Here is a 22,796-nt window from a genome sequence, read left to right on the forward strand (position 1 = left end):
CGCTGAAACGGTCAAAATCGGGCTTTTGTGGTGAGCGGGCTTGCCCCGCGCAGGGCAAGCCTGCTCACCACAAGAAGCAGTCTCTGCTGGGACCTTTAGCGGCCGCCCATGATCGCGATGTAATCCTGGGTCCAGCGGCTGTAAGGCACGAACTTGCCGCCTTCAGCCTGCGGGGTTTTCCAGAAGGCGATCTTGTCGAACTGGTCGAAACCGTTGGTCTTGCAGCCTTCGGCGCCGAGCAACTCGCTTTCCTTACACGCTGCAGGCACTGCCGGCAACGAACCGAACCAGGCGGCAACGTCGCCCTGGACCTTCGGCTGCAGCGACCAATCCATCCACTTGTAGGCGCAGTTCGGGTGCTTGGCCTCGCTGTGCAACATGGTGGTGTCGGCCCAGCCGGTGGCGCCTTCCTTTGGAATGGTCGAGGCAATCGGCTGTTTCTCGTTCTGCAGGCCGTTGACCTGATACGGCCAGGCGCTGGAGGCCACTACGCCTTCATTCTTGAAGTCACTCATTTGCACGGTGGTGTCGTGCCAGTAGCGGTGGATCAGCGGCTGTTGCGCGCGCAGCAATTCGAGCACGGCCTTGTACTGGGTTTCAGTCAGTTCATAGGGGTTCTGGATACCCAGTTCCGGCTGGGTCGACTTGAGGTACAGCGCCGCATCGGCGATGTAGATCGGGCCGTCATACGCCTGCACGCGGCCTTTGTTCGGCTTGCCGTCCGGCAGGTTCTGCGCGTCGAACAGCACATTCCAGCTGGTGGGCGCGGTCTTGAACACGTTGGTGTTGTACATCAACACGTTCGGGCCCCACTGGTACGGGGTGCCGTAGGTTTGCTGGCCGACCACATACCACGGCGCATCTTTCAGGCGCGGGTCGATGTTCTTCCAGTTGGGGATCAGCGAGGTGTTGATCGGCTGCACACGCTTGCCAACAATCAACCGTAACGACGCATCGCCCGATGCGGTGACCAGGTCATACCCGCCCTTGGCCATCAGGCTGACCATTTCGTCAGAGGTGGCGGCGGTTTTCACGTTGACCTTGCAGCCGGTTTCCTTCTCGAAACCGGTGACCCAGTCGTAGGCCTTGTCGCTTTCGCCACGTTCGATGTAACCGGGCCAGGCGACGATATCCAACTGGCCTTCACCGGCGCCCACCGCTTTGAGCGGTTCGGCGGCCTGGAGGCTGGCGCTGGCCAGCAGTGCAGTGGTCAGGGCACTGAGCAGTGCGGTCTTGTGCGCAGACATGGGGGTTCCCTCTTCTTTAATTATGGTCGGGGCAGTGTTTGAAGCCGGTAACGCAACAGCTTAGTTGTTGTTTTAAAGATGCTGGCCGTGGCGCGCCATGATGTGGCGCACCACGCTGTAGTCCTGCAGCGAATCGCTGGACAGATCCTTCCCATACCCCGAGCGCTTCAAGCCGCCGTGGGGCATTTCGCTGACCAACATGAAATGGCTGTTGATCCAGGTGCAGCCGTATTGCAGGCGCGCCGCCACCTGCATAGCCTTGTCCAGGTTCTGGGTCCACACCGAGGAGGCCAGGCCGTATTCGGAGTCGTTGGCCCAGTCCACCGCCTGTTCCAGCTCATCGAAGCGGGTCACGGTGACCACCGGGCCGAACACTTCGCGCTGCACGATTTCATCGTTCTGTTTACAGCCGGCGAGCAAGGTCGGCTGGTAATAGAAGCCCGCGCCGGAATGCACGGCGGCGCCGGTGATGCGTTCGATATGCGGCTGGCCGAGGGCGCGTTCGACAAAACTGGCGACGCGGTCGCGCTGACGCGTGCTGATCAGCGGGCCGAGCTCATTGTCGGCATCGCGCTTGCCGGCAAAACGCAGGCTGCTGACCGCCGCGCCCAGCTCAGCCACCAGTTTGTCGTGGATCCCGGCCTGGGCGTAGATACGGCACGCGGCGGTGCAGTCCTGGCCGGCGTTGTAATAGCCGTAGGCGCGCACGCCCTCGACCACAGCTTGCAAGTCGGCGTCGTTGCACACGATCACCGGCGCCTTGCCGCCCAATTCCAGGTGTGTGCGCTTGAGGGTTTTGGAGGCTGCTTGCAGGATTTTCTGCCCGGTGACGATATCGCCGGTCAGCGAGACCATGCGCACCTTGGGGTGACTGACCAAGTGACTGCCGACGCCTTCGCCGCCGCCACACAGAATGTTGATCACACCACGTGGCAGCAGCTCTTTAAGCACGGGCGCCAGGGCCAGGATCGACAGCGGCGTGTGTTCCGACGGTTTGAACACCAAAGTATTACCGGCAGCCAGGGCCGGAGCGATCTTCCACGCGGCCATCATCAACGGGTAGTTCCACGGGGCAATCGAGGCCACTACGCCAATCGGATCGCGACGCACCATGCTGGTGTAACCGGGCAGGTATTCACCGCTCAACTGCCCGGTCTGGCAGCGCACGGCCCCGGCAAAGAAGCGGAACACATCGACGGTGGCACTCAAGTCATCCTGGCGGGCCAAGTGCAACGGCTTGCCGCAGTTCAGGGATTCCAGGCGGGCCAGGTAATCAGCTTGTTTTTCGATGGCGTCGGCGATGCCGAGCAGGATGTTCGAACGCTGCTGCGGCGTGGTGCGCGACCAGCCGGCAAAGGCGCGGTGGGCGGCGAGGATCGCGGTTTCGACCTGCTCGGTGCTGGCTTCGGCGATCTGAGTGAGCACTTCACCGGTGGCCGGGTTGAGGATCGGCTCGGCAAACCCCTGGCCCTGGACCAGTTCGCCGTCGATCAGCAACGCAGTGAGCAGCGGGGTGGGCGCGCCGGACATTTTTCGCGATCTCTTTTCTTGTGTGGCCATGGGCGTTCTCTTACAAGGCGCCTGACCTTCTCTTATGGGATGAACAGAGACTAGAGGTCAGGCGCGAGGTCAACAAATACTAAATACTGAATGCAGCATTCGATTAAATAGATGGCTTGCGCGGATGTGGCTGTTCGCGGGCGACGGTCAGGAATGGGTCCACCAGCGCCGGACGTGCGGTGCCACGGCGCCACGCCAGGCCCACGTCGAGGGTCTGGCTGAGGTCGGCGATCGGGCGCGCTTCAATGATGTCGCCTTCAAGCGACCACGGTCGGTAGGTCATGTCTGGCTGGATCGACACGCCAAGGCCCGCCGCCACCAGGCTGCGCACGGCTTCGGTGGACGCTGTGCGCAACGTCACGCGCGGTTGCAGGCCCGCGCCGGTCCACATGCGCTGGGCGTTGTGGCCCATTTCGTCCACATTCAGTTGGATCAGCGGTTCACGCGCCACATCGGCCAGGTTGATGCTGTCGTGTTCCAGCAGTGGATGCTGCGCCGGTAGCCACAAGCGGTGCGGGGAGTGGGTGAGGACTTCGGTCTGCAGGGCGTGGCGGTCTTCGAGGTTGGAGAGGATCAGCACGCCCACATCGATTTCGCCGCTGACCAGCAAGTGCTCGATATACGGGCGTTCGTCCTCCATCACACGGATTTCCACATTGGGGTAGGCGCGCTGGAAGCGCGTCAGCAGGTCGGCGAGGTAATAACCGGCCACCAGGCTGGTCACGCCGATGATCAGCTGTCCGGCGACCTGGTCGGTGCTCTGTTGCAGGCTGCGCTTGGCGTTGTCGACGGTGGCAAGGATCAGGTGCGCCTGGCGCAGGAATTGATGGCCCTGGTGGGTCAGGGTCATGCCCTTGGCATGCCGGTTGAACAGGTTGACGCCGATTTCCTGCTCCAATTGCTGGATCGCCAGGGTCAGGGTGGACTGGGAAATGAACGCGGTCTGCGCGGCGGCAGAGATCGAGCCGGTCTCGGCCACGGCGATAAAATGCCGGATTTGACGCAAGGTCATCATGCTGGAATTACCAGTGGGGTGTTTTTATAGATTTGTTCGAGTGTATATCGATTTAAGCGAAGGACGGCCGCGTTACATCTGGAAGCACTCTAGATCGAGGCTCTTTGGCACTTAGTTTTACGCTGGGGGCCTATTGGTCCTATGAACCCTAGTGTCTGGAGGCTACGAATGAATACCCGTGGATTGCTCGATCAGTTGCTCAAGTCTGGCCAGGACATGTTGCAAAACAAGGCTGGCGGCCAGCGTAAACAGGACGACAAAGGTGCACTGGGCGGTTTACTCGGCGGTGGCGGCCTGGGCAGCCTGCTCGGTGGCGCGGGCGGCGGTGCCTTGGCGGCTGGCGCCATGGGCCTGCTGCTTGGCAACAAAAAAGCCCGCAAATTCGGCGGCAAGGCCCTGACCTACGGTGGTTTGGCCGCATTGGGCGTGATTGCCTACAAAGCCTACGGCAACTGGCAGGCCAGCCAAGCCAATGCGCCACAAGGCGAGCCGCAGACCATTGACCGCCTGCCGCCGGCCCAGGTCGAGCAACACAGCCAAGGCATCCTCAAGGCGCTGGTCGCCGCCGCCAAGGCTGACGGCCATGTGGATGAGCGCGAGCGTGCGCTGATCGAGGGCGAATTCACCAAGTTGGACAACGACCGCGAACTGCAAAGCTGGCTGCATGCCGAACTCAACAAACCCCTCGACCCGGCCGACGTAGCACGGGCTGCCGGCACGCCGGAAATGGCCGCCGAGATGTACATCGCCAGTGTGATGCTGGTGGACGAGGAAAACTTCATGGAGAAGGCCTACCTCGATGAGTTGGCCCGTCAACTGAAACTGGAGCCGGGTTTGAAGCTGGAGCTGGAAAAACAGGTGCGCCAAGCGGCGCTCTGACCCCATCGCTTTATCGAAAACACCCCGGATGCCATAAAGGCCCGGGGTGTTTTTGCATTCTGTGAGCGCTACATCAAAACCCGTTGATAAATGAGGGCTTCTGCTCAGCTATACTCCCCCGCATTTGATCGGCCCTTCGAGGAATTACTGTGAAGAACTGGACCTTGCGCCAACGGATCTTGGCAAGCTTTGCGGTCATTATCGCCATCATGCTGTTAATGGTTGTGGTCTCCTATTCACGGTTGCTGAAGATCGAAACCAGCGAAGTCGCGGTGCGCGATGACGCGGTGCCGGGGGTCTATCTCAGTTCAATGATCCGTAGCGCCTGGGTCGACAGCTACCTGCAGACCCTTGAATTGCTGGGCCTGCGTGAGAACAAGCAACTGAGCGACGCTGATCGGGCGGAGTTCAAGTCCTTCGAAGCGCGCATCCTGCAGCAGATGAGCAACTACGACAAAACCATTGCCGGCAGTGAAGACCGTTCCGAGTTCGACAAATTCGAAGCCCTGCACCAGGCCTACAACAAGAGCCTGTCCACGGTTCTCGACAGCCTGCAACGCGGTGACCTGGCGGCCGCACGCAAAGAGTTCGATACCCAGTTGACGCCGACCTGGACCGCAGGCCGCATGAAGCTCAACGACATTATCACCGAGAACAAGAACGTCGCCGACCGTGCGACCAACGCCATCGATGATGCAGTTTCCGCCGCTAAAATCAGCATGTTCGTATCGCTGCTTGTCGCCATCCTCGCCGCCGGCCTGTGCGGCCTGCTGCTGATGCGCGCGATCATGGCGCCGATGCAGCGCATCGTCGACATCCTCGAAACCATGCGTGATGGCGACTTGAGCAAGCGCTTGAACCTGGAGCGCAAAGACGAATTCAACGCGGTGGAAACCGGCTTCAACGACATGATGACCGAGCTGACGGCCCTGGTGTCCCAGGCCCAGCGTTCATCGGTGCAGGTCACCACCTCGGTGACCGAGATTGCTGCCACGTCCAAGCAGCAACAGGCCACCGCCACAGAAACCGCTGCGACTACCACCGAAATCGGCGCCACATCCCGCGAAATCGCGGCCACGTCCAAGGACCTGGTGCGCACCATGACCGAAGTGTCCACCGCCGCCGACCAGGCTTCGGTCGCCGCCGGTTCCGGCCAACAAGGCCTGGCGCGCATGGAAGAAACCATGCACTCGGTGATGGGCGCGGCCGATCTGGTCAACGCCAAGCTGGCGATCCTCAATGAGAAGGCCGGCAACATCAACCAGGTGGTGGTGACCATCGTCAAGGTCGCTGACCAGACCAACCTGTTGTCGCTCAACGCGGCCATCGAGGCTGAGAAAGCCGGTGAATACGGTCGCGGTTTTGCCGTGGTGGCCACCGAAGTGCGGCGTCTGGCCGATCAGACGGCCGTGGCCACCTACGACATCGAGCAGATGGTGCGCGAGATCCAGTCGGCGGTGTCCGCTGGCGTGATGGGCATGGACAAGTTCTCCGAAGAAGTGCGTCGCGGCATGTTTGAAGTGCAGCAAGTCGGCGAGCAGTTGTCGCAGATCATTCATCAGGTGCAGGCGCTGGCGCCGCGGGTGTTGATGGTCAACGAAGGCATGCAGGCCCAGGCCACCGGTGCCGAGCAGATCAACCACGCCCTGGTGCAACTGGGCGATGCCAGCAGCCAGACCGTCGAGTCCCTGCGCCAGGCCAGCTTTGCCATTGATGAGCTGAGCCAGGTGGCGGTCGGTCTGCGCAGCGGCGTGTCGCGTTTCAAAGTCTGATGAGCGACCTCGCGGCTAAACGCGGCGCCGTCCCGGCAGCGAAAAAGGCGTTGTTCCTGGTGTTCCACATCGGCAACGAACGTTACGCCCTCAAGGCCACCGAAGTGGCCGAGGTGCTGCCGCGCCTGCCTTTGAAACCCATCGCCCATGCGCCGCTGTGGGTGGCGGGCATTTTTGCCCACCGTGGTGCACTGGTGCCGGTGATCGACCTCAGCGCCTTGACCTTCGGCACCGCCGCCCAGGCACGTACCAGCACGCGGCTGGTGCTGGTCCATTACCAGCCCGAGCCCTGGATTGAAGCGCGCTGGCTGGGACTGATCCTTGAGCAGGCCACCGACACGTTGCGTTGCGACCCGGCGGAGTTTCAGCCCTATGGCCTCGACAACCGCCAGGCGCCGTACTTGGGGCCGGTGCGTGAAGACGCGTTGGGCTTGATGCAATGGATCGGCGTGAATGACCTGCTCACCGATGAGGTGCGCGCTGTGCTGTTTTCTGCCGAGCTGAGCCTATGAGCAGCGATCCGCGTTTCTTTGCCTTCCTTAAAGAGCGCATCGGCCTGGATGTCGCGTCGGTGGGCGAAGCCATCATCGAACGCGCGTTGCGCCAGCGCAGCCAGGCCGTCAATGCGCAAACGGCCGGCGAGTACTGGCAGCACCTGCAAAGTTCCGAGGATGAGCAGCAGGCGCTGATCGAAGCGGTAATCGTCCCGGAAACCTGGTTTTTCCGGTACCCCGAATCATTTGCGACCCTGGCCCGCTTGGCCAAGGCGCGGCTGATCGAAATCAAGCAGATGCGCGCACTGCGCATCCTCAGCCTGCCGTGCTCCACCGGTGAAGAACCTTATTCGATTGCCATGGCATTACTGGACGCTGGCCTCGCGCCGCACCAGTTCAAGGTGCTGGGCCTGGATGTCAGCCCGCTGTCGGTGGAGCGTGCGCGGCGCGGGGTGTATGGCAAGAACTCGTTTCGCGGTGGCGATATTGCCTTTCGCGACCGCCATTTCACCGAGTATGGCGACGGTTACCACATTGCCGACCGTGTGCGCGAACAGGTGCGCCTGCAGGTGGGCAACCTGCTTGATCCGGGCTTGCTGGCGAATGAGGCGAGCTACGACTTCGTGTTCTGCCGCAACCTGCTGATCTACTTCGACCAGCCGACCCAGAAGCAGGTTTTCGATGTGCTCAAGGGCCTGACCCATGTGGACGGCGTGCTGTTTATCGGCCCGGCCGAAGGCAGCCTGTTGGGGCGCCATGGCATGCGCTCAATTGGGGTGCCGCAGTCGTTTGCGTTCAGTCGGCATGCCGAGCCGGTCAAGCCTGAGCCCGTGTTTGTGCCGATCGCCGCGCCCATCCCGCAACGCAGTGCGGCGCCGATTCCGAGCAAGCCACGGCCGTTCAGCACGGCCAGCGCTCAAGTGGTGCCGATCAAGGCGCCGCACACCGATGCGGGCGACCTGCTCAGCCGCATCGCCACCCTGGCCAATGAAGGCAAGAGTGCCGAAGCCCGCGCCGCGTGCGAACAGTATCTGAGCAACCACCCGCCGGCTGCCCAGGTGTTCTACTGGCTCGGGTTGTTGAGTGATGTGGCCGGCAGTGCCCTGGAGGCCCAGGGTTATTATCGAAAAGCCTTGTACCTGGAACCCCAGCACCCGCAGGCCTTGATGCACCTGGCCGCGTTGCTCGAATCCCAGGGTGATAGTGCGGGAGCGCGCCGCTTGCAGGCGCGGGCTGCCCGTAGCGAGCGAGCTGACAGTGAGTCCAAACGATGAGTAACACCGAGGCGCTCGACACTGCAGGCCTGGACCTGACCCTGGCCGACACCCAAGCCATCGACGACTGCTGGAACCGCATCGGCATCCATGGCGACAAATCCTGCCCGCTGTTGGCAGACCATATCCATTGCCGCAACTGCTCGGTGTACTCGGCGGCGGCCACGCGACTGCTGGACCGCTACGCCTTGCAGCAGGACGCGCATCGCTCGCATGCCGCTGTCGAGCTGGGCGAAGATGTAGTCACCCGTTCGTTGCTGATGTTCCGCCTCGGCGAAGAATGGCTGGGCATTGCCACCCGTTGTCTGGTGGAAGTCGCGCCGTTGCAACCGATACATTCCCTGCCGCACCAACGCTCGCGCGCCTTGCTCGGCGTGGCCAATGTGCGGGGTGCGCTGGTGGCGTGCCTGTCGCTGGTGGAACTGCTGGGCCTGGATGTCACCAGCAACGGCGCCAGCGGCGGCCGCATCATGCCGCGCATGCTGATCATTGCCGCACAGGATGGCCCGGTGGTGGTGCCGGTGGATGAAGTCGACGGGATCCACGCCATCGATGAGCGCACCTTGAAGGCGGCTTCGGCCTCCGGCACCCAGGCCAGCGCGCGCTACACCCAAGGCGTGTTGCAGTGGAAAGGTCGCAGCCTGCGTTGGCTGGACGAGGTGCAATTGTTGTCCGCCGTGACCCGGAGCCTCACATGACCCCCGACCAGATGCGCGATGCCTCGCTGCTGGAGCTGTTCAGCCTGGAAGCCGATGCGCAGACCCAGGTGCTGAGCGCGGGCCTGCTGGCCCTGGAACGCAACCCGACCCAGGCCGATCAGCTTGAAGCCTGCATGCGCGCCGCTCACTCGCTCAAAGGTGCGGCGCGTATCGTCGGGGTCGACGCCGGGGTCAGCGTGTCCCATGTGATGGAAGATTGCCTGGTCAGCGCCCAGGAAAGCCGCCTGTACCTGCAACCCGAACATATTGATGCGTTGCTGCAAGGCACCGACCTGCTGATGCGCATCGCCACGCCCGGCAATAACGTGGGTCCGGCGGATATCGAAGCCTATGTGGCGTTGATGGAGCGCCTGTTGGACCCGTCCCAGGCGCCGGTCAAGCCTGTGGCGCCGCCGCCAGAGCCTGTACCTGTCGTTGAAGAACTGCCGCCGGAACCCGAGCCTGCGCCGCCGGTGGTTGCCGAGCCGCTGCGCCAGAACAAACGCATGACCGAAGGCGGCGAGCGCGTGCTGCGGGTAACCGCTGAGCGCTTGAACAGCCTCTTGGACCTGTCGAGCAAATCCTTGGTGGAAACCCAGCGGCTCAAGCCGTATTTGGCCAGCCTGCAGCGCCTCAAGCGCATTCAAAACCAGAGCGTGCGGGCCCTGGATGCGCTGGACGGGCAACTCAAGACCCAAAATCTGAACCTGGAAGCTCAAGAGGCGCTGGCCGACACCCGCCGTCTGCTCAGCGAAGCCCAGGCCCTGCTGGCGGAAAAAACTGCCGAGCTGGACGAGTTCGGCTGGCAGGCCGGGCAACGTGCCCAAGTGCTCTACGACACCGCACTGGCCTGCCGCATGCGTCCGTTTGCCGATGTGCTGGCCGGGCAAGTGCGCATGGTGCGCGACCTTGGCCGCAGCCTCGGCAAACAGGTACGCCTGGAGATCGAGGGCGAAAAGACCCAGGTCGACCGTGACGTGCTGGAAAAACTCGAAGCGCCGCTCACCCATTTGTTGCGCAATGCGGTCGACCACGGCATCGAAATGCCTGAGCAACGCCTGCTCGCAGGCAAGCCGGCTGAAGGCCTGATCCGCCTGCGCGCGTCCCACCAGGCCGGTTTGCTGGTGCTGGAATTGAGCGATGACGGTAATGGCGTCGACCTGGAACGCCTGCGTGGCACCATCGTCGACCGGCATCTGTCGCCGCTGGAAACCGCCCTGCGCCTGAGCGAAGAAGAGTTGCTGACGTTCCTGTTCCTGCCGGGGTTCAGCCTGCGTGACAAGGTCACTGAAGTCTCCGGGCGCGGCGTCGGCCTGGACGCGGTGCAGCATATGGTTCGCCAGTTGCGCGGCGCGGTGGTGCTGGAGCAGACGGCGGGGCAGGGCAGCCGCTTCCACCTGGAAGTGCCATTGACCCTGTCGGTGGTGCGCAGCCTGGTGGTGGAAGTCGGCGAAGAAGCCTACGCCTTCCCGCTGGCCCACATTGAGCGCATGTGCGACCTGGCGCCGGACGATATCGTGCAACTGGAAGGTCGCCAGCATTTCTGGCACGAAGGCCGGCACGTCGGCCTGGTTGCCGCCAGCCAGTTGTTGCAGCGTCCGGCGGGGCAGGGCCAGTCGGACACCTTGAAAGTCGTGGTGATCCGCGAGCGTGATGCGGTGTATGGGATTGCCGTGGAGCGTTTTATCGGCGAGCGTACCCTGGCGGTGCTGCCGCTGGATGATCGCCTGGGCAAGGTCCAGGATATTTCCGCTGGCGCGTTGCTGGACGACGGTTCAGTGGTGCTGATCGTCGATGTCGAAGATATGCTGCGTTCGGTGGACAAACTGCTCAACACTGGCCGCCTGGAACGTATCGCGCGGCGTAGCCAACAAGCCACTGAGGCACCGCGTAAACGCGTGTTGGTGGTGGACGACTCGCTGACCGTGCGTGAACTGCAACGTAAATTGTTACTTAATCGTGGTTATGAAGTGGCCGTGGCGGTCGATGGCATGGACGGCTGGAACGCCTTGCGCTCCGAAGACTTTGACCTGTTGATCACTGATATTGATATGCCTCGTATGGACGGTATTGAATTGGTCACACTCTTGCGCCGAGACAGTCGCCTGCAATCGTTGCCGGTGATGGTGGTGTCCTACAAGGATCGCGAAGAAGACCGACGTCGTGGACTGGACGCCGGCGCCGACTATTATTTAGCCAAAGCCAGTTTCCATGATGATGCCCTGCTGGATGCCGTGGTGGAACTGATCGGGGGCGCGCGGGCATGAGGATTGCGATCGTCAATGACATGCCCCTGGCAGTGGAGGCCTTGCGCCGCGCCTTGAGCTTCGAGCCCGCGCATCAAGTGGTCTGGGTGGCCGCCAATGGCCTGGAAGCGGTGCAGCGCTGTGCTGAACTGACGCCGGACCTGATCCTGATGGACCTGATCATGCCGGTGATGGACGGCGTGGAAGCCACCCGCCAGATCATGGCCGAGACCCCATGCGCCATTGTGATTGTGACCGTCGACCGCCAGGCCAACGTCAGCCGGGTATTTGAAGCCATGGGCCACGGCGCGTTGGACGTGGTGGACACACCGCCCCTGGGCGTGGGCAACCCCAAGGATGCGGCGGCGCCGCTGCTGCGCAAGATCCTCAATATCGGCTGGCTGATCGGCCAGCGCGGCAGCCGCGTACGTGCCGAAACCGTTGCGCCGCGAATGACCGGTAAACGCCAGAGCCTGGTGGCAATCGGTTCATCGGCCGGTGGTCCGGCTGCCCTGGAAATCCTGCTCAAGGGTTTGCCACGGGACTTTCCCGCCGCCATTGTGCTGGTGCAGCATGTGGACCAGGTGTTCGCCGCCGGCATGGCCGAGTGGCTGGGCAGCGCCTCCGGCCTGCCGGTGCGCCTGGCCCGTGAAGGCGAGCCCCCACAAAGCGGCGTGGTGCTGCTGGCTGGCACCAACCACCACATTCGTTTGCTGAAAAATGGCACGCTGGCCTATACCGCAGAGCCGGTGAACGAGATTTACCGGCCTTCGATCGATGTGTTTTTCGAAAGCGTGGCCAGCCACTGGAATGGCGATGCCGTCGGCGTATTGCTGATCGGCATGGGGCGCGACGGGGCCCAGGGCCTCAAGTTGCTGCGTGAACAAGGTTATTTGACCATCGCCCAGGATCAGCAAAGCTCGGCGGTGTATGGCATGCCCAAAGCGGCGGCGGCAATTGATGCTGCTGTTGAAATTCGCCCACTGGATAGAATTGCGCCCCGATTGCTGGAGGTCTTTGCAAAATGAACGTGACCTCTCGCGGTGCTGGCTGGCAGGTAGTAATTCAGGTGACTGCACATGAATGATTTACAGATCGACGACATCAAGACCGACGAAAATGCCGCCATGGTGTTGCTGGTCGACGACCAGGCCATGATCGGCGAAGCCGTGCGACGCGGCCTGGCCCATGAAGAAAATATCGACTTCCACTTCTGCGCCGACCCGCACCAAGCGATTGCCCAGGCGATCCGCATCAAGCCGACCGTGATCCTGCAGGATCTGGTGATGCCGGGCCTCGACGGTCTGACCCTGGTGCGCGAATACCGCAATCACCCGGCCACCGCGAATATCCCGATTATCGTGCTGTCCACCAAAGAAGATCCGCTGATCAAGAGCGCGGCTTTTTCTGCCGGGGCCAACGATTACCTGGTCAAGCTGCCGGACAACATCGAATTGGTGGCGCGCATTCGCTATCACTCGCGGTCCTACATGACCCTGTTGCAGCGGGATGCGGCTTATCGTGCGCTGCGGGTCAGCCAGCAACAGTTGCTGGACACCAATCTGGTACTGCAACGGTTGATGAACTCCGATGGCCTGACCGGGTTGTCCAACCGTCGTCACTTTGATGAATACCTGGAGCTGGAGTGGCGTCGGGCCATGCGTGATCAGACTCAGTTGTCGTTGTTGATGATTGATGTGGATTTCTTCAAGACCTATAACGACAGTTTTGGGCACGTTGAGGGGGACGAAGCCTTGCGCAAGGTGGCGGCGACCATTCGTGAGGCCAGCAGTCGGCCTTCGGATTTGCCGGCGCGCTACGGGGGTGAGGAGTTTGCGTTGGTATTGCCGAATACCTCGCCCGGAGGGGCGCGACTGGTGGCGGAAAAACTGCGGATGGCGGTGGCAGCACTGAAAATCCCGCATAACGCACCGACGGAAGGTTCCAGCCTGACCGTGAGCATTGGGCTGTCGACTATGACGCCGCAGCAGGGGACGGATTGCCGGCAGGTGATCTTGGCGGCGGACAAAGGCCTTTACACGGCCAAGCATAATGGGCGCAATCAGGTAGGGATTGAATGAAGCAAGCGTCGCCATCAATGCTTGATTGATGGCGACGTATTGGGTTTTTTATAATTTTAAAGGTTGTAAGTATCTGTGAGCTTTAGTGCTCTACATATTTAAAGTTACAGTCAAGTGCTGAACCAGATTTCTCCGAGTGCCACTGATTAATTGCTATCAATACTTCAGCAAGAGTGGCGATTACTATGATAACGGCACCTGTTCAAACCCCTCTCCCCTATAGGGCGGCCCCCGCTGTTGCTCTCGACTATTCCTCCGGCAACGCCGAGGCAACCAACAATTCCTCACCCCCTCAAGCAGCACAAGATTCATTGAGTCATACTGTGGCGTCCCGTAAACGCCGATCCTCCTCTGGTCAGCTTCTTCGCGCCGGACTCATGAATCCCCCTGGTTCATCTTCCAGCAGTCGGCTGGAAGTGCCTGAGGGGCGCGCGTGGGACCTATTGTCCGGCGCGCAAGCCCTGAGTAAAACTCAGCGTGAGGACTTGAACACCTATGTCAATGGCCACACAGGCGTCGATGGCCAGACATTGTTGGACGTACTGGTAGCCTCTGCGGGTTCAGCACTTAACCCACAAGACGGCCCGGGGAAACAACTACGCACTTTGTTTGAGAGTCCTGCCGCCCAGGCACTTGGCGAGCAGTTAGCGGCGCATTTCAAGGGCACCATCAATGCCAGCGCCGAAGAGTGGGTCAAGATTGCACTGATCAATCAACTGGATCGATCCGCGGGAACCGAGCATCGAAAGATTGCCGGCTATGACGTCCAGCAAAGCAGTAACCAAGGTAAGGCCTATGGTGAAATCACCCGAGATTTCGCGGCGCACCTAGTGACCGCTGGCAAGGCGAGTGAACAGAATTCAATGGCGATGGCGCACTTGCTATTGGCGGGAGTCGCTCCAGAACTGACGCTCGCGGGCGTCTCGCCAACGCTGCAATTTGGCAGTATCGAATCAGTCAACGTGGCTGCGGCCGCTCATTATTTTGCAAATAAGTTACCCCGTTCCCTTAATAACGATGAGGCGCTTGTAGAGGACGCCGTCCGCTATTGGAACACCGATAAAGTTGAGGGGGATCCGCTATCCAAGAAGCACAGTTTTCTGTTGGCGGCCATGGATTGGGCCAGGCTCAACGGTGTTGTGAACAACAATCCGAATTATGAGTACAGCGAACAGGAATTCGCCACTGCGGAGGCTGAAGTCACCCGTCGGATAAAGATCATGTCAGACGCAGCGACCACGTTGAATGAGCCGCTCAAAAACCGCAGAGAACTGGCAATTGAAGCGTTGGAAGGGTTATTTGATGACGATGACGTTGATATGACATCGGATATACTTCGGCGGTGGCCTCAAGGGCGTAATGAACTGACGTTGATTACTTCGCTTGTTGATCTTTATTTAAGCGAGAAGTTTGATGACTTTGGCGACTACCATTCAATGGACCCCGACAAGCTCAGGTATAAACCTATCGTACCTAAGCTAGAAAAGTTAGAAAGTCCATCTGCTCTTTTCGAAGCGTCATACGCCAACCATATGAACTCGCAAAGGGCGGCCTTGGGTGAGATTTTCAAATTGGAGTTGGAAGGCTTGTCTGCGCAGGATAAAGCAATTTTGGCCAGCGCTGATGTCACTGTTTACAGTCGTAAACCTGTGCGTGATCCCGACAGTCAGCACCTCAAGTTTCTGGATGCGCCTGCCAATGTTTTGATAAAGGCAACGACGCCGGCTCCAGATTCCAAGGTTTACTATTATGAAAGAAGTCAGGACGTGTCAGGTATCCGCCGGATTGATGATGTCGCTCGCAGGATGCATATACCGCTTGTCTACGACTTCTATAAGGCGCATGAATGGGCGCGCTGGGATGCCTCCCACGCAAGCGAGCTGGACAGTGACGCGTCAAAGGTGACCAAGCATCGGTTGGACGCCCTGGCCGGCACACTGAGTCAGCATTTCCGGCCTGATGACAGACATGAAAAAGCAGAAGCCTATGGTGTTACCGAGGCTGAGCGTAAACAGGCGAGAAACAAGAAAATTCACGATTTTTTACTGGGGCTTATACCTCTTTACAACTCGGGGAAAAACTTCGCGGCAGGCAATATCAATGACGGCTTTTTCTACCTGGGAGTTGATTTGTTGGGGTTGGTGGCTGGGGCTGCGAAAGGGGGCAGCCTCTTAGCCGAAGTGTTGACGAGCACCGCCGTGAAGACCCCCTTCAAAGTGGTCCACAGCGTTACAACCTGATCGAGGGTAAAGGCGGTTTCTTTGGCAGGAGCCGCCCGCCTGACCAGGTTCTTTTCAAGCGAGCCTGTCAGGTGGTGCGTTGTCACCACAATCGACCAAGCGGGCTGCCGTTTCCTGCCGTTTGCCGTTATACTCGCCGGCTTTCAAAAGTTCGCCAACGAGTGCTGCCCGCCATGGAAATCAACCCGATCCTTAACACCATCAAGGACCTGTCCGAGCGCTCCGAAACTATTCGGGGGTATCTTTGACTACGATCAAAAGCATGAGCGTCTGACCGAAGTCAATCGCGAGCTTGAAGATCCTGCTGTCTGGAACAAACCTGAATACGCCCAGGAACTGGGCCGCGAGCGCGCTGCGCTGGCGCAGATCGTCGATACCCTCGACGAACTGAACACCGGTCTGGCCGATTGCCGTGACCTGCTGGACATGGCCGTCGAAGAAAACGACGAAGGCGCAGTGGGCGATGTTGTCGCCGAGCTGGCCCGTCTCGAGGAAAACCTCGCCAAACTCGAATTCCGCCGCATGTTCAGCCACGAGATGGACCCGAACAACGCCTACCTGGACATCCAGGCCGGTTCCGGTGGCACCGAGGCCCAGGACTGGGCCAACATCCTGCTGCGCATGTACCTGCGCTGGGCAGACAAACGCGGTTTCGAAGCGACCATCATGGAACTGTCCGCCGGTGAAGTTGCCGGTATCAAGGGCGCGACCGTGCACATCAAGGGCGAATACGCCTTTGGCTGGTTGCGCACCGAGATCGGCGTACACCGCCTGGTACGCAAGAGCCCGTTCGACTCCGGCAACCGTCGCCACACTTCGTTCTCTGCGGTGTTCGTCTCGCCAGAGATCGACGACAAGGTCGAGATCGAGATCAACCCAGCCGACCTGCGCATCGACACCTACCGCTCCTCCGGTGCCGGTGGTCAGCACGTAAACACCACCGACTCGGCCGTACGTATCACCCACGTACCGACCAACACCGTGGTCAGCTGCCAGAACGAACGTTCCCAGCACGCCAACAAAGACACCGCCATGAAAATGCTGCGGGCCAAGTTGTACGAGCAGGAAATGCAGAAACGCAACGCCGCGTCACAAGCGCTGGAAGACACCAAGTCGGATATCGGCTGGGGTCACCAGATCCGCTCTTATGTGCTCGATGCGTCGCGGATCAAGGATCTGCGCACTAACATCGAACGCAGTGACTGTGACAAGGTGCTCGATGGCGACATCGACGAGTATCTGGAAGCCAGCCTGAAATCAGGCCTGTAACACCCTAATTCTGTGATGGAAAATTTAAAGACATGAGCGACCAACAACTCGACCAGGCCCTGCAACAGGAAGAAAACTCCCTGATCGCCCTGCGCAAGGAAAAGCTTGCTGCCGAGCGCGCCAAGGGCAATGCCTTCCCCAACGACTTCCGTCGCGAAAACTACTGCGATGCCTTGCAGAAGCAATACGCGGACAAGACCAAGGAAGAGCTGGCAGAGGCTGCGATCCCGGTCAAGGTGGCAGGTCGCATCATGCTCAACCGTGGCTCGTTCATGGTGATCCAGGACATGACCGGTCGCATCCAGGTCTACGTCAACCGCAAGACCTTGCCGGAAGAAACCCTGGCCTCGGTGAAAACCTGGGACATGGGCGACATCATCGCCGCCGAAGGCACCCTGGCCCGTTCCGGCAAGGGCGACCTGTATGTGGAAATGACCAACGTGCGCCTGCTGACCAAGTCGCTGCGCCCGCTGCCGGACAAGCACCACGGCCTGACCGACACCGAACAACGCTATCGCCAGCGCTACGTTGACCTGATCGTCAACGAAGAAGTGCGCCACACCTTCCGTGTGCGCTCGCAAGTGATCGCGCACATCCGTACCTTCCTGATGCAGCGTGACTTCCTGGAAGTGGAAACCCCGATGCTGCAGACCATCCCCGGTGGTGCCGCAGCCAAGCCGTTCGAAACCCACCACAACGCGCTGGACATGGAAATGTTCCTGCGTATCGCGCCGGAGCTGTACCTCAAGCGCCTCGTGGTTGGCGGCTTCGAAAAAGTGTTCGAGATCAACCGCAACTTCCGTAACGAAGGCGTTTCGACCCGTCACAACCCAGAATTCACCATGTTGGAGTTCTACCAGGCCTACGCCGATTACGAAGACAACATGGACCTGACCGAAGAACTGTTCCGCGAACTGGCGCAGCTGGTCCTGGGCAGCACCGACGTGCCGTACGGCGACAAGGTGTTCCACTTCGGCGAGCCGTTCGTGCGTCTGTCGGTGTTCGATTCGATCCTCAAGTACAACCCTGAGTTGACTGCTGACGACCTGAATGACATCGACAAGGCCCGCGCCATCGCCAAGAAAGCCGGCGCCAAGGTGCTGGGCTTCGAAGGCCTGGGCAAACTGCAGGTGATGATTTTCGAAGAGCTGGTCGAGCATAAGCTGGAGCAGCCGCACTTCATTACCCAGTACCCATTCGAAGTGTCGCCGCTGGCCCGTCGTAACGACGACAACCCGAACGTCACCGACCGCTTCGAGCTGTTCATCGGCGGCCGCGAAATCGCCAACGCCTACTCCGAGTTGAACGACGCGGAAGACCAGGCCGAGCGCTTCATGGCCCAGGTGGCCGACAAGGACGCCGGTGACGACGAAGCCATGCACTACGACGCTGACTTCGTCCGTGCCCTGGAGTACGGCATGCCGCCAACGGCCGGTGAAGGCATCGGCATCGACCGTTTGGTGATGCTGTTGACCAACTCGCCGTCGATCCGCGATGTGATCTTGTTCCCGCACATGCGGCCACAAGCGTAACCGAAGCGAAATCCGAAGCCGCCTTTTATAAGGCGGCTTTTTTATGTGGCGTCTTTAAGCGTCAAGCAAACAGCGCCAGGTTTTGATCTATTCAAGGATGTGTGTCGTGAACCGCGTAACCGCTCAAGAAGGCGCCGCCGGCATTGCCGCTGCCGTGGCTGAAAGCGTCCAGTACCAGGGCCGCAAGGCCAGTCGTCGGGGTAGCGAGCAGCGCAGGCAAGACATCCTCGATGCAGCCATGCGCATTGTGGTGCGCGATGGTGTGCGGGCCGTTCGCCATCGGGCGGTGGCGGCGGAGGCGGGGGTGCCGTTGTCGGCCACGACTTACTATTTCAAGGATATCGATGACCTGCTCACCGATACCTTCGCCCAATACGTCGAACGCAGCGCCGCGTTCATGGGCAAGTTGTGGGTGCGCAACGAAGGGCTGCTGCGCGAAATGGTCGCCTATGGCGATGGCAGTCCACAATCACGCTCGCAACTGGCTGATGACATTGCGCGCCTGACCGCCGACTACGTCTTGCGCCAACTGACCAACCGTCGTGAGCATCTGATGGCCGAGCAGGCGTTCCGCCAGGAGGCCTTGCTAAACCCGCGCCTGGCCGAGTTGGTACGTTCCCACCAGCAGATTCTGTTGCAGGGCACCGGGCAGTTTTTCCAGGTGCTGGGCTCCCGCGAGCCACAACAGGATGCCAAAGTGTTGACGGCGATAATCAGTCGGATGGAATATCAGGGCCTGCTGGGCGGCGCAGAGCCTCTGACCGGTGAAGAGATGCTTGAGATCCTCAAGCGTTACATGCATTTGGTGTTGGCCTCGGTCTGACACCGGGGGATGTCCAATGAAAACCTGGCGTGTGGTAGTAATCGCCTTGTCGTTCCTGCTGCTGAGCGGTTGCCTGGTGACCTTCAAGGACCCGCTGCCGGCCCATGACGCCGCGCCGCAGGCCTTGCTGGGCCAATGGTCGAGCAAAAACGCCTGGGGTGAGCCGCTCAACCTGCACATCACCGCCGTGGGTGAGCACCGTTACAAGGCCGTGAGCTACCCTACAGCCAAGCCGGGCCAGCGCGATGAGTACCAGTTCAGCGTTTCGCGCCATGGCAGCCGCTGGTATTTGTCGGCGCCGCTGCCGGCCAAGCTCGGCGGGAACTTCATGCTGGCGGGCTTCGAAATCAACGAAAAGCATGAATTGGTGGTCTACAACCTCGATCTGGAGCAGATCCATCAAGCCATCGGCCAAAAGGCGTTGCACGGCAGTACCGTGGAGACCGTCGAAGGGGCTGGCGTGTTGGTGGACAGCCCCTTGGACCAGGTATTTGCCTACCTGGATGACCCGGCCAATGCCGATGTATTCGTGGAAGCCGTGCGCTACCAGCGCGCGGGCAAATAACGTTTAAAGAGGAAGCACCGGGTGGACGATTACCAGCAGACGATACGCACCTTGTCTGATCGCATTGTGCTGGCGCAAACACCGATTCGCGTCCTCGACGCCGTGAAGTGGGACGACACTATTCGCCAGGGGTTCCTCAAGGCCAAGGGCAAGGAAATGCCGGCGGTGAGCCGCGACTACTACCTCAGCCGGCCGCTGTCGTTCGACTCCAGCGCGGTGAAGCTGGAGTTCCAGAACATCGAGCGCGACATCACCCGTCGCCTCGGGCAGTTCAGCCCGGTCGGGCAGATCATGCGCCGCATGTGCAAGGAATACCGCATGGTGGTGCGCATGCTTGAAGCACGCGGCACCGAGGATTTCGGCCTGATTTCCCAGGAACTCTATGGTGCGGCCTCCGATGCGTTCCACGCGGGCGACCCGACCCTGGCTGACTTGGGCCTGATGCTTTCGGACTACCTGAACAACATCGATGGTCGTGGCGACTTGAAGGACGAGGCCAAGACCCTCACCGCCAAGGACGCCGTGGCCCTGCTGCAAACCCGCTTGAACAAAGTGTTTGGCGAGGCCGAAGAGACCATTCGCGTGTTCGAGTCCGACGGTATCGTCGCCGACGCGGCGGCGGGTGCGGACTACATCAAGATCCGCGCCGACGCGATGTTCAACGACCGCGACGTGCGAGCCCTGGAAGTGCATGAAGGCCTGGTGCATGTCGGCACCACCCTCAATGGCCAGAACCAGCCGATCTGCACCTTCCTGTCAAAAGGCCCGCCATCGTCCACCGTGACCCAGGAAGGCCTGGCGATCCTGATGGAAATCATCACCTTCGCTTCCTACCCGAGCCGCCTGCGCAAACTGACCAACCGCACCCGCGCCATCCATATGGTGGAAGAGGGCGCCGACTTCCTGCAGGTGTTCGAGTTCTTCCGCGAACAAGGCTTTGAGATGGCCGAAAGCTACGGCAACGCCAGTCGCGTTTTCCGGGGCTCGGTGCCGACCGGTCTGCCGTTTACCAAGGACTTGTCCTACCTCAAGGGCTTCATCATGGTCTACAACTACATCCAGCTCGCCGTGCGCAAGGGCAAGCTGGAACAAGTGCCGCTGCTGTTCTGCGGCAAGACCACCCTGGAAGACATGCGCACTTTGCGCCAACTGGTCGACGAAGGCCTGGTGGTACCGCCCAAGTACCTGCCGGAACAATTCCGTGACATGAACGCACTGGCGGCGTGGATGTGCTTCTCCAACTTCCTCAACCACTTGAGCCTGGATCGGATCGAGGCGGATTACTCCAATATCCTTTAAACCGTGGTATTCGCGAGGCTTCAACGGATGAGAATCCTCGGCATTCTGTGCCTGCTACTCACATTGAACGGCTGCAGCTCGCTGCTGTTCTACCCCGAGCCCGGCCTGCCGTTCACGCCGGAAAAAGCCCACCTGCACTACCGCGACGTTAGCTTGACCACCGCCGACGGCGTGAAGCTCCATGCCTGGTGGTTGCCGGCCAAGCCCGGTGTGCCGCTCAAGGGCACGGTGCTGCATTTGCATGGCAACGGCGGCAACCTGGCCTGGCACCTGGGCGGCAGTTGGTGGCTGCCCGAGCAAGGCTACCAAGTGCTGTTGCTGGACTATCGCGGCTATGGCTTGTCGCAAGGCAAACCCTCGCTGCCGGCGATCTATCAGGATGTGGACGCGGCGTTCAGTTGGATCGACCAGGCGCCGGAAACCCAGGGCCAGCCGCTGATCGTTCTCGGCCAAAGCCTGGGCGGGGCATTGGCGGTGCATTACCTGGCTGCTCATCCGGAGCGTCAATCCCAGCTCAAGGCCCTGGTGTTGGACGGCGTGCCTGCCAGTTATCGTGACGTAGGACAATTCGCCCTGAGCACTTCCTGGTTAACATGGCCGTTTCAGGTGCCCCTGTCCTGGCTGGTGCCGGACGGCGACAGTGCAATCTATGCCATGCCCCAACTCACAGGCGTGCCGAAGCTGTTGTTCCACAGCCTGGACGACCCGATCGTGCCGGTGGCCAATGGCATCCGCCTCTACCAGGCCGCGCCACCACCCCGGGTGCTGCAGTTGACCCGGGGTGGGCATGTACAGACCTTTGCCGACAAGACCTGGCAAACGGTGATGCTGCGCTACCTGGACGACCCGCAGCACTTCAACGGCTTGCGCCGCCTGGGCGAGATTCCGAACTTTCCTAAAGTTGATTCATCAGAGAGCCCGCAATGAGCGAAGAACGCAACATGATCCCGCTGATCCTTACCGGTATCGGCACCATCATCGGCACCGTTGGCTGCCTGTGGTTCTACGGTTACCTGCACTTTGCCAAGCCGGAAGATGCCCTGCTGCTCAGCGATTTCACCATGCTCAAGACGGTGCCGGGCGAGGACTACAAGATCTCCCTGACCCCGGCCGCGCAAGTGGCGCAGTGCGTGGATGGCGTGCTGGTGATGTTCGACACCGAGCAGAAAGGCCTCAGCGGCGTGTTGGTGAACAACAAGAAGCAGGCTGTGCGATGCATGGGGCAGGAAACCCCGCAATTGCAGCAGTGAATGCGGTTTTTGCCGGTGTGGGAAAGCTCCGTTTTGCGTGCCGACTAATGATTTAACACTGATAAGCCGCTCGGCACGCCGGAACCCGCCTGCCGTGCTCACCACAGATCATGGACTGATTGGATTTACCAATCGGTCCATTTTTTCATGACGCTGGAGTGAGCAAATATGGCGGGTATAAACGCAATGCCGGGTGTAGGCAGCATGGGCGGTGGTGGACAGGTTGCCGGTGGCCCTCAACAGAACCAGGGGCTGGATCAGCAGATCAAGGACGTTCAAAGCAAAATCAAAGAGATGCAGTCACAAGGTGCTAAAGGCGGCCAGGGCAGCGAAGGCGGAGGTGGCCTCGACGAACTGATGAAACTGTTGGAGAAACTGCTCGCCCAAAAAGCTCAAGGTGGGCAGGGTGCACAAGGCGATCAAGGCGCGCAGGATGGCCAAGGTGGCGGCCAGGGTCAGGGCCAGATCCAAATGCCGGAGACCCAGGGCACAGGCAAAGTCGGCGGTTAAACGCCACCTCTCGACAACCGCCCTTTCAGGGCGGTTTTTGCG

At 60.4% G+C, this 22,796-nt stretch carries 20 protein-coding genes; 17 read left to right on the plus strand and 3 right to left on the minus strand.

What is annotated here, in order from left to right:
* Nucleotides 1–95: 95 nt before the first annotated feature.
* The 3 genes from ydcS to OZ428_RS07765 form a co-directional block, all read right to left on the minus strand.
* Nucleotides 96–1,247: a putative ABC transporter substrate-binding protein YdcS gene (gene ydcS, locus OZ428_RS07755; protein WP_133074465.1), complete on the minus strand. Its 1,152-nt coding sequence runs from the start codon at nt 1,245–1,247 to the stop codon at nt 96–98.
* Between the two features lie 72 nt (nt 1,248–1,319).
* Nucleotides 1,320–2,777 carry a gamma-aminobutyraldehyde dehydrogenase gene (locus OZ428_RS07760; protein ID WP_028619108.1) on the minus strand — a complete coding sequence of 486 codons (1,458 nt, stop codon included), beginning with the start codon at nt 2,775–2,777 and terminating at the stop codon, nt 1,320–1,322.
* Nucleotides 2,778–2,910: 133 nt separating this feature from the next.
* Complete coding sequence (locus OZ428_RS07765) at nt 2,911–3,822, minus strand: LysR family transcriptional regulator (RefSeq protein ID WP_003209548.1); 912 nt, start codon at nt 3,820–3,822, stop codon at nt 2,911–2,913.
* A 168-nt stretch (nt 3,823–3,990) separates the two neighbouring features.
* Here OZ428_RS07765 and OZ428_RS07770 point away from each other — a divergent pair, with 168 nt between their 5' ends.
* The 17 genes from OZ428_RS07770 (at nt 3,991) to OZ428_RS07850 (ending at nt 22,754) form a co-directional block, all read left to right on the plus strand.
* Nucleotides 3,991–4,701 carry a tellurite resistance TerB family protein gene (locus OZ428_RS07770; RefSeq protein ID WP_033899955.1) on the plus strand — a complete coding sequence of 237 codons (711 nt, stop codon included), beginning with the start codon at nt 3,991–3,993 and terminating at the stop codon, nt 4,699–4,701.
* Nucleotides 4,702–4,850: 149 nt separating this feature from the next.
* Nucleotides 4,851–6,473, plus strand: coding sequence for a methyl-accepting chemotaxis protein (locus OZ428_RS07775; protein ID WP_269133046.1), 1,623 nt, complete (start codon nt 4,851–4,853; stop codon nt 6,471–6,473).
* Nucleotides 6,473–6,985: a chemotaxis protein CheW gene (locus OZ428_RS07780; protein ID WP_133074461.1), complete on the plus strand. Its 513-nt coding sequence runs from the start codon at nt 6,473–6,475 to the stop codon at nt 6,983–6,985. Before OZ428_RS07775 ends, OZ428_RS07780 begins: the two co-directional genes overlap by 1 nt.
* Complete coding sequence (locus OZ428_RS07785; protein ID WP_133074460.1) at nt 6,982–8,241, plus strand: CheR family methyltransferase; 1,260 nt, start codon at nt 6,982–6,984, stop codon at nt 8,239–8,241. The genes OZ428_RS07780 and OZ428_RS07785 overlap by 4 nt, the downstream gene beginning before the upstream one ends.
* A complete protein-coding gene (locus OZ428_RS07790; RefSeq protein WP_269133047.1) occupies nt 8,238–8,939 on the plus strand; it encodes a chemotaxis protein CheW in 702 nt (233 codons plus the stop codon). Before OZ428_RS07785 ends, OZ428_RS07790 begins: the two co-directional genes overlap by 4 nt.
* The gene (locus tag OZ428_RS07795) at nt 8,936–11,206 is read left to right on the plus strand and encodes a hybrid sensor histidine kinase/response regulator (RefSeq protein WP_269133048.1); all 2,271 of its coding nucleotides are present in this window, start codon (nt 8,936–8,938) and stop codon (nt 11,204–11,206) included. The genes OZ428_RS07790 and OZ428_RS07795 overlap by 4 nt, the downstream gene beginning before the upstream one ends.
* Nucleotides 11,203–12,213: a chemotaxis response regulator protein-glutamate methylesterase gene (locus tag OZ428_RS07800; RefSeq protein WP_269133049.1), complete on the plus strand. Its 1,011-nt coding sequence runs from the start codon at nt 11,203–11,205 to the stop codon at nt 12,211–12,213. The genes OZ428_RS07795 and OZ428_RS07800 overlap by 4 nt, the downstream gene beginning before the upstream one ends.
* 51 nt (nt 12,214–12,264) lie before the next feature.
* Nucleotides 12,265–13,266: a diguanylate cyclase gene (locus tag OZ428_RS07805; protein ID WP_133074457.1), complete on the plus strand. Its 1,002-nt coding sequence runs from the start codon at nt 12,265–12,267 to the stop codon at nt 13,264–13,266.
* Nucleotides 13,267–13,751: 485 nt separating this feature from the next.
* Nucleotides 13,752–15,506 (plus strand): hypothetical protein, encoded by a 1,755-nt coding sequence (locus OZ428_RS07810; protein WP_269133050.1) that lies wholly within the window; start codon nt 13,752–13,754, stop codon nt 15,504–15,506.
* 173 nt (nt 15,507–15,679) lie between these two features.
* Nucleotides 15,680–16,775 (plus strand): peptide chain release factor 2 gene (gene prfB, locus OZ428_RS07815; protein ID WP_100215725.1). Its coding sequence is split into 2 segments (ribosomal slippage): nt 15,680–15,751 and nt 15,753–16,775, totalling 1,095 coding nucleotides; the frame shifts between segments, so codons are not numbered across the junction.
* Between the two features lie 32 nt (nt 16,776–16,807).
* Nucleotides 16,808–18,307 (plus strand): lysine--tRNA ligase, encoded by a 1,500-nt coding sequence (lysS, locus tag OZ428_RS07820; RefSeq protein ID WP_038849273.1) that lies wholly within the window; start codon nt 16,808–16,810, stop codon nt 18,305–18,307.
* A gap of 106 nt (nt 18,308–18,413) precedes the next feature.
* The gene (locus OZ428_RS07825) at nt 18,414–19,130 is read left to right on the plus strand and encodes a TetR/AcrR family transcriptional regulator (protein ID WP_016979842.1); all 717 of its coding nucleotides are present in this window, start codon (nt 18,414–18,416) and stop codon (nt 19,128–19,130) included.
* Between the two features lie 16 nt (nt 19,131–19,146).
* On the plus strand, nt 19,147–19,695 hold the full coding sequence (locus tag OZ428_RS07830) for a hypothetical protein (protein WP_269133052.1): 549 nt from the start codon (nt 19,147–19,149) through the stop codon (nt 19,693–19,695).
* 21 nt (nt 19,696–19,716) lie between these two features.
* Nucleotides 19,717–20,994 carry a flavohemoglobin expression-modulating QEGLA motif protein gene (locus tag OZ428_RS07835; RefSeq protein WP_269133053.1) on the plus strand — a complete coding sequence of 426 codons (1,278 nt, stop codon included), beginning with the start codon at nt 19,717–19,719 and terminating at the stop codon, nt 20,992–20,994.
* A 27-nt stretch (nt 20,995–21,021) separates the two neighbouring features.
* The gene (locus OZ428_RS07840; RefSeq protein ID WP_133074454.1) at nt 21,022–21,921 is read left to right on the plus strand and encodes an alpha/beta hydrolase; all 900 of its coding nucleotides are present in this window, start codon (nt 21,022–21,024) and stop codon (nt 21,919–21,921) included.
* Nucleotides 21,918–22,244: a hypothetical protein gene (locus OZ428_RS07845; protein ID WP_017738324.1), complete on the plus strand. Its 327-nt coding sequence runs from the start codon at nt 21,918–21,920 to the stop codon at nt 22,242–22,244. The genes OZ428_RS07840 and OZ428_RS07845 overlap by 4 nt, the downstream gene beginning before the upstream one ends.
* A 168-nt stretch (nt 22,245–22,412) precedes the next feature.
* Nucleotides 22,413–22,754: a hypothetical protein gene (locus tag OZ428_RS07850; protein WP_082461958.1), complete on the plus strand. Its 342-nt coding sequence runs from the start codon at nt 22,413–22,415 to the stop codon at nt 22,752–22,754.
* Nucleotides 22,755–22,796: the final 42 nt, after the last annotated feature.

Origin of the sequence: Pseudomonas sp. GXZC (genome assembly GCF_026967615.1) — a bacterium.
Lineage (GTDB): Bacteria > Pseudomonadota > Gammaproteobacteria > Pseudomonadales > Pseudomonadaceae > Aquipseudomonas > Aquipseudomonas azotoformans_A.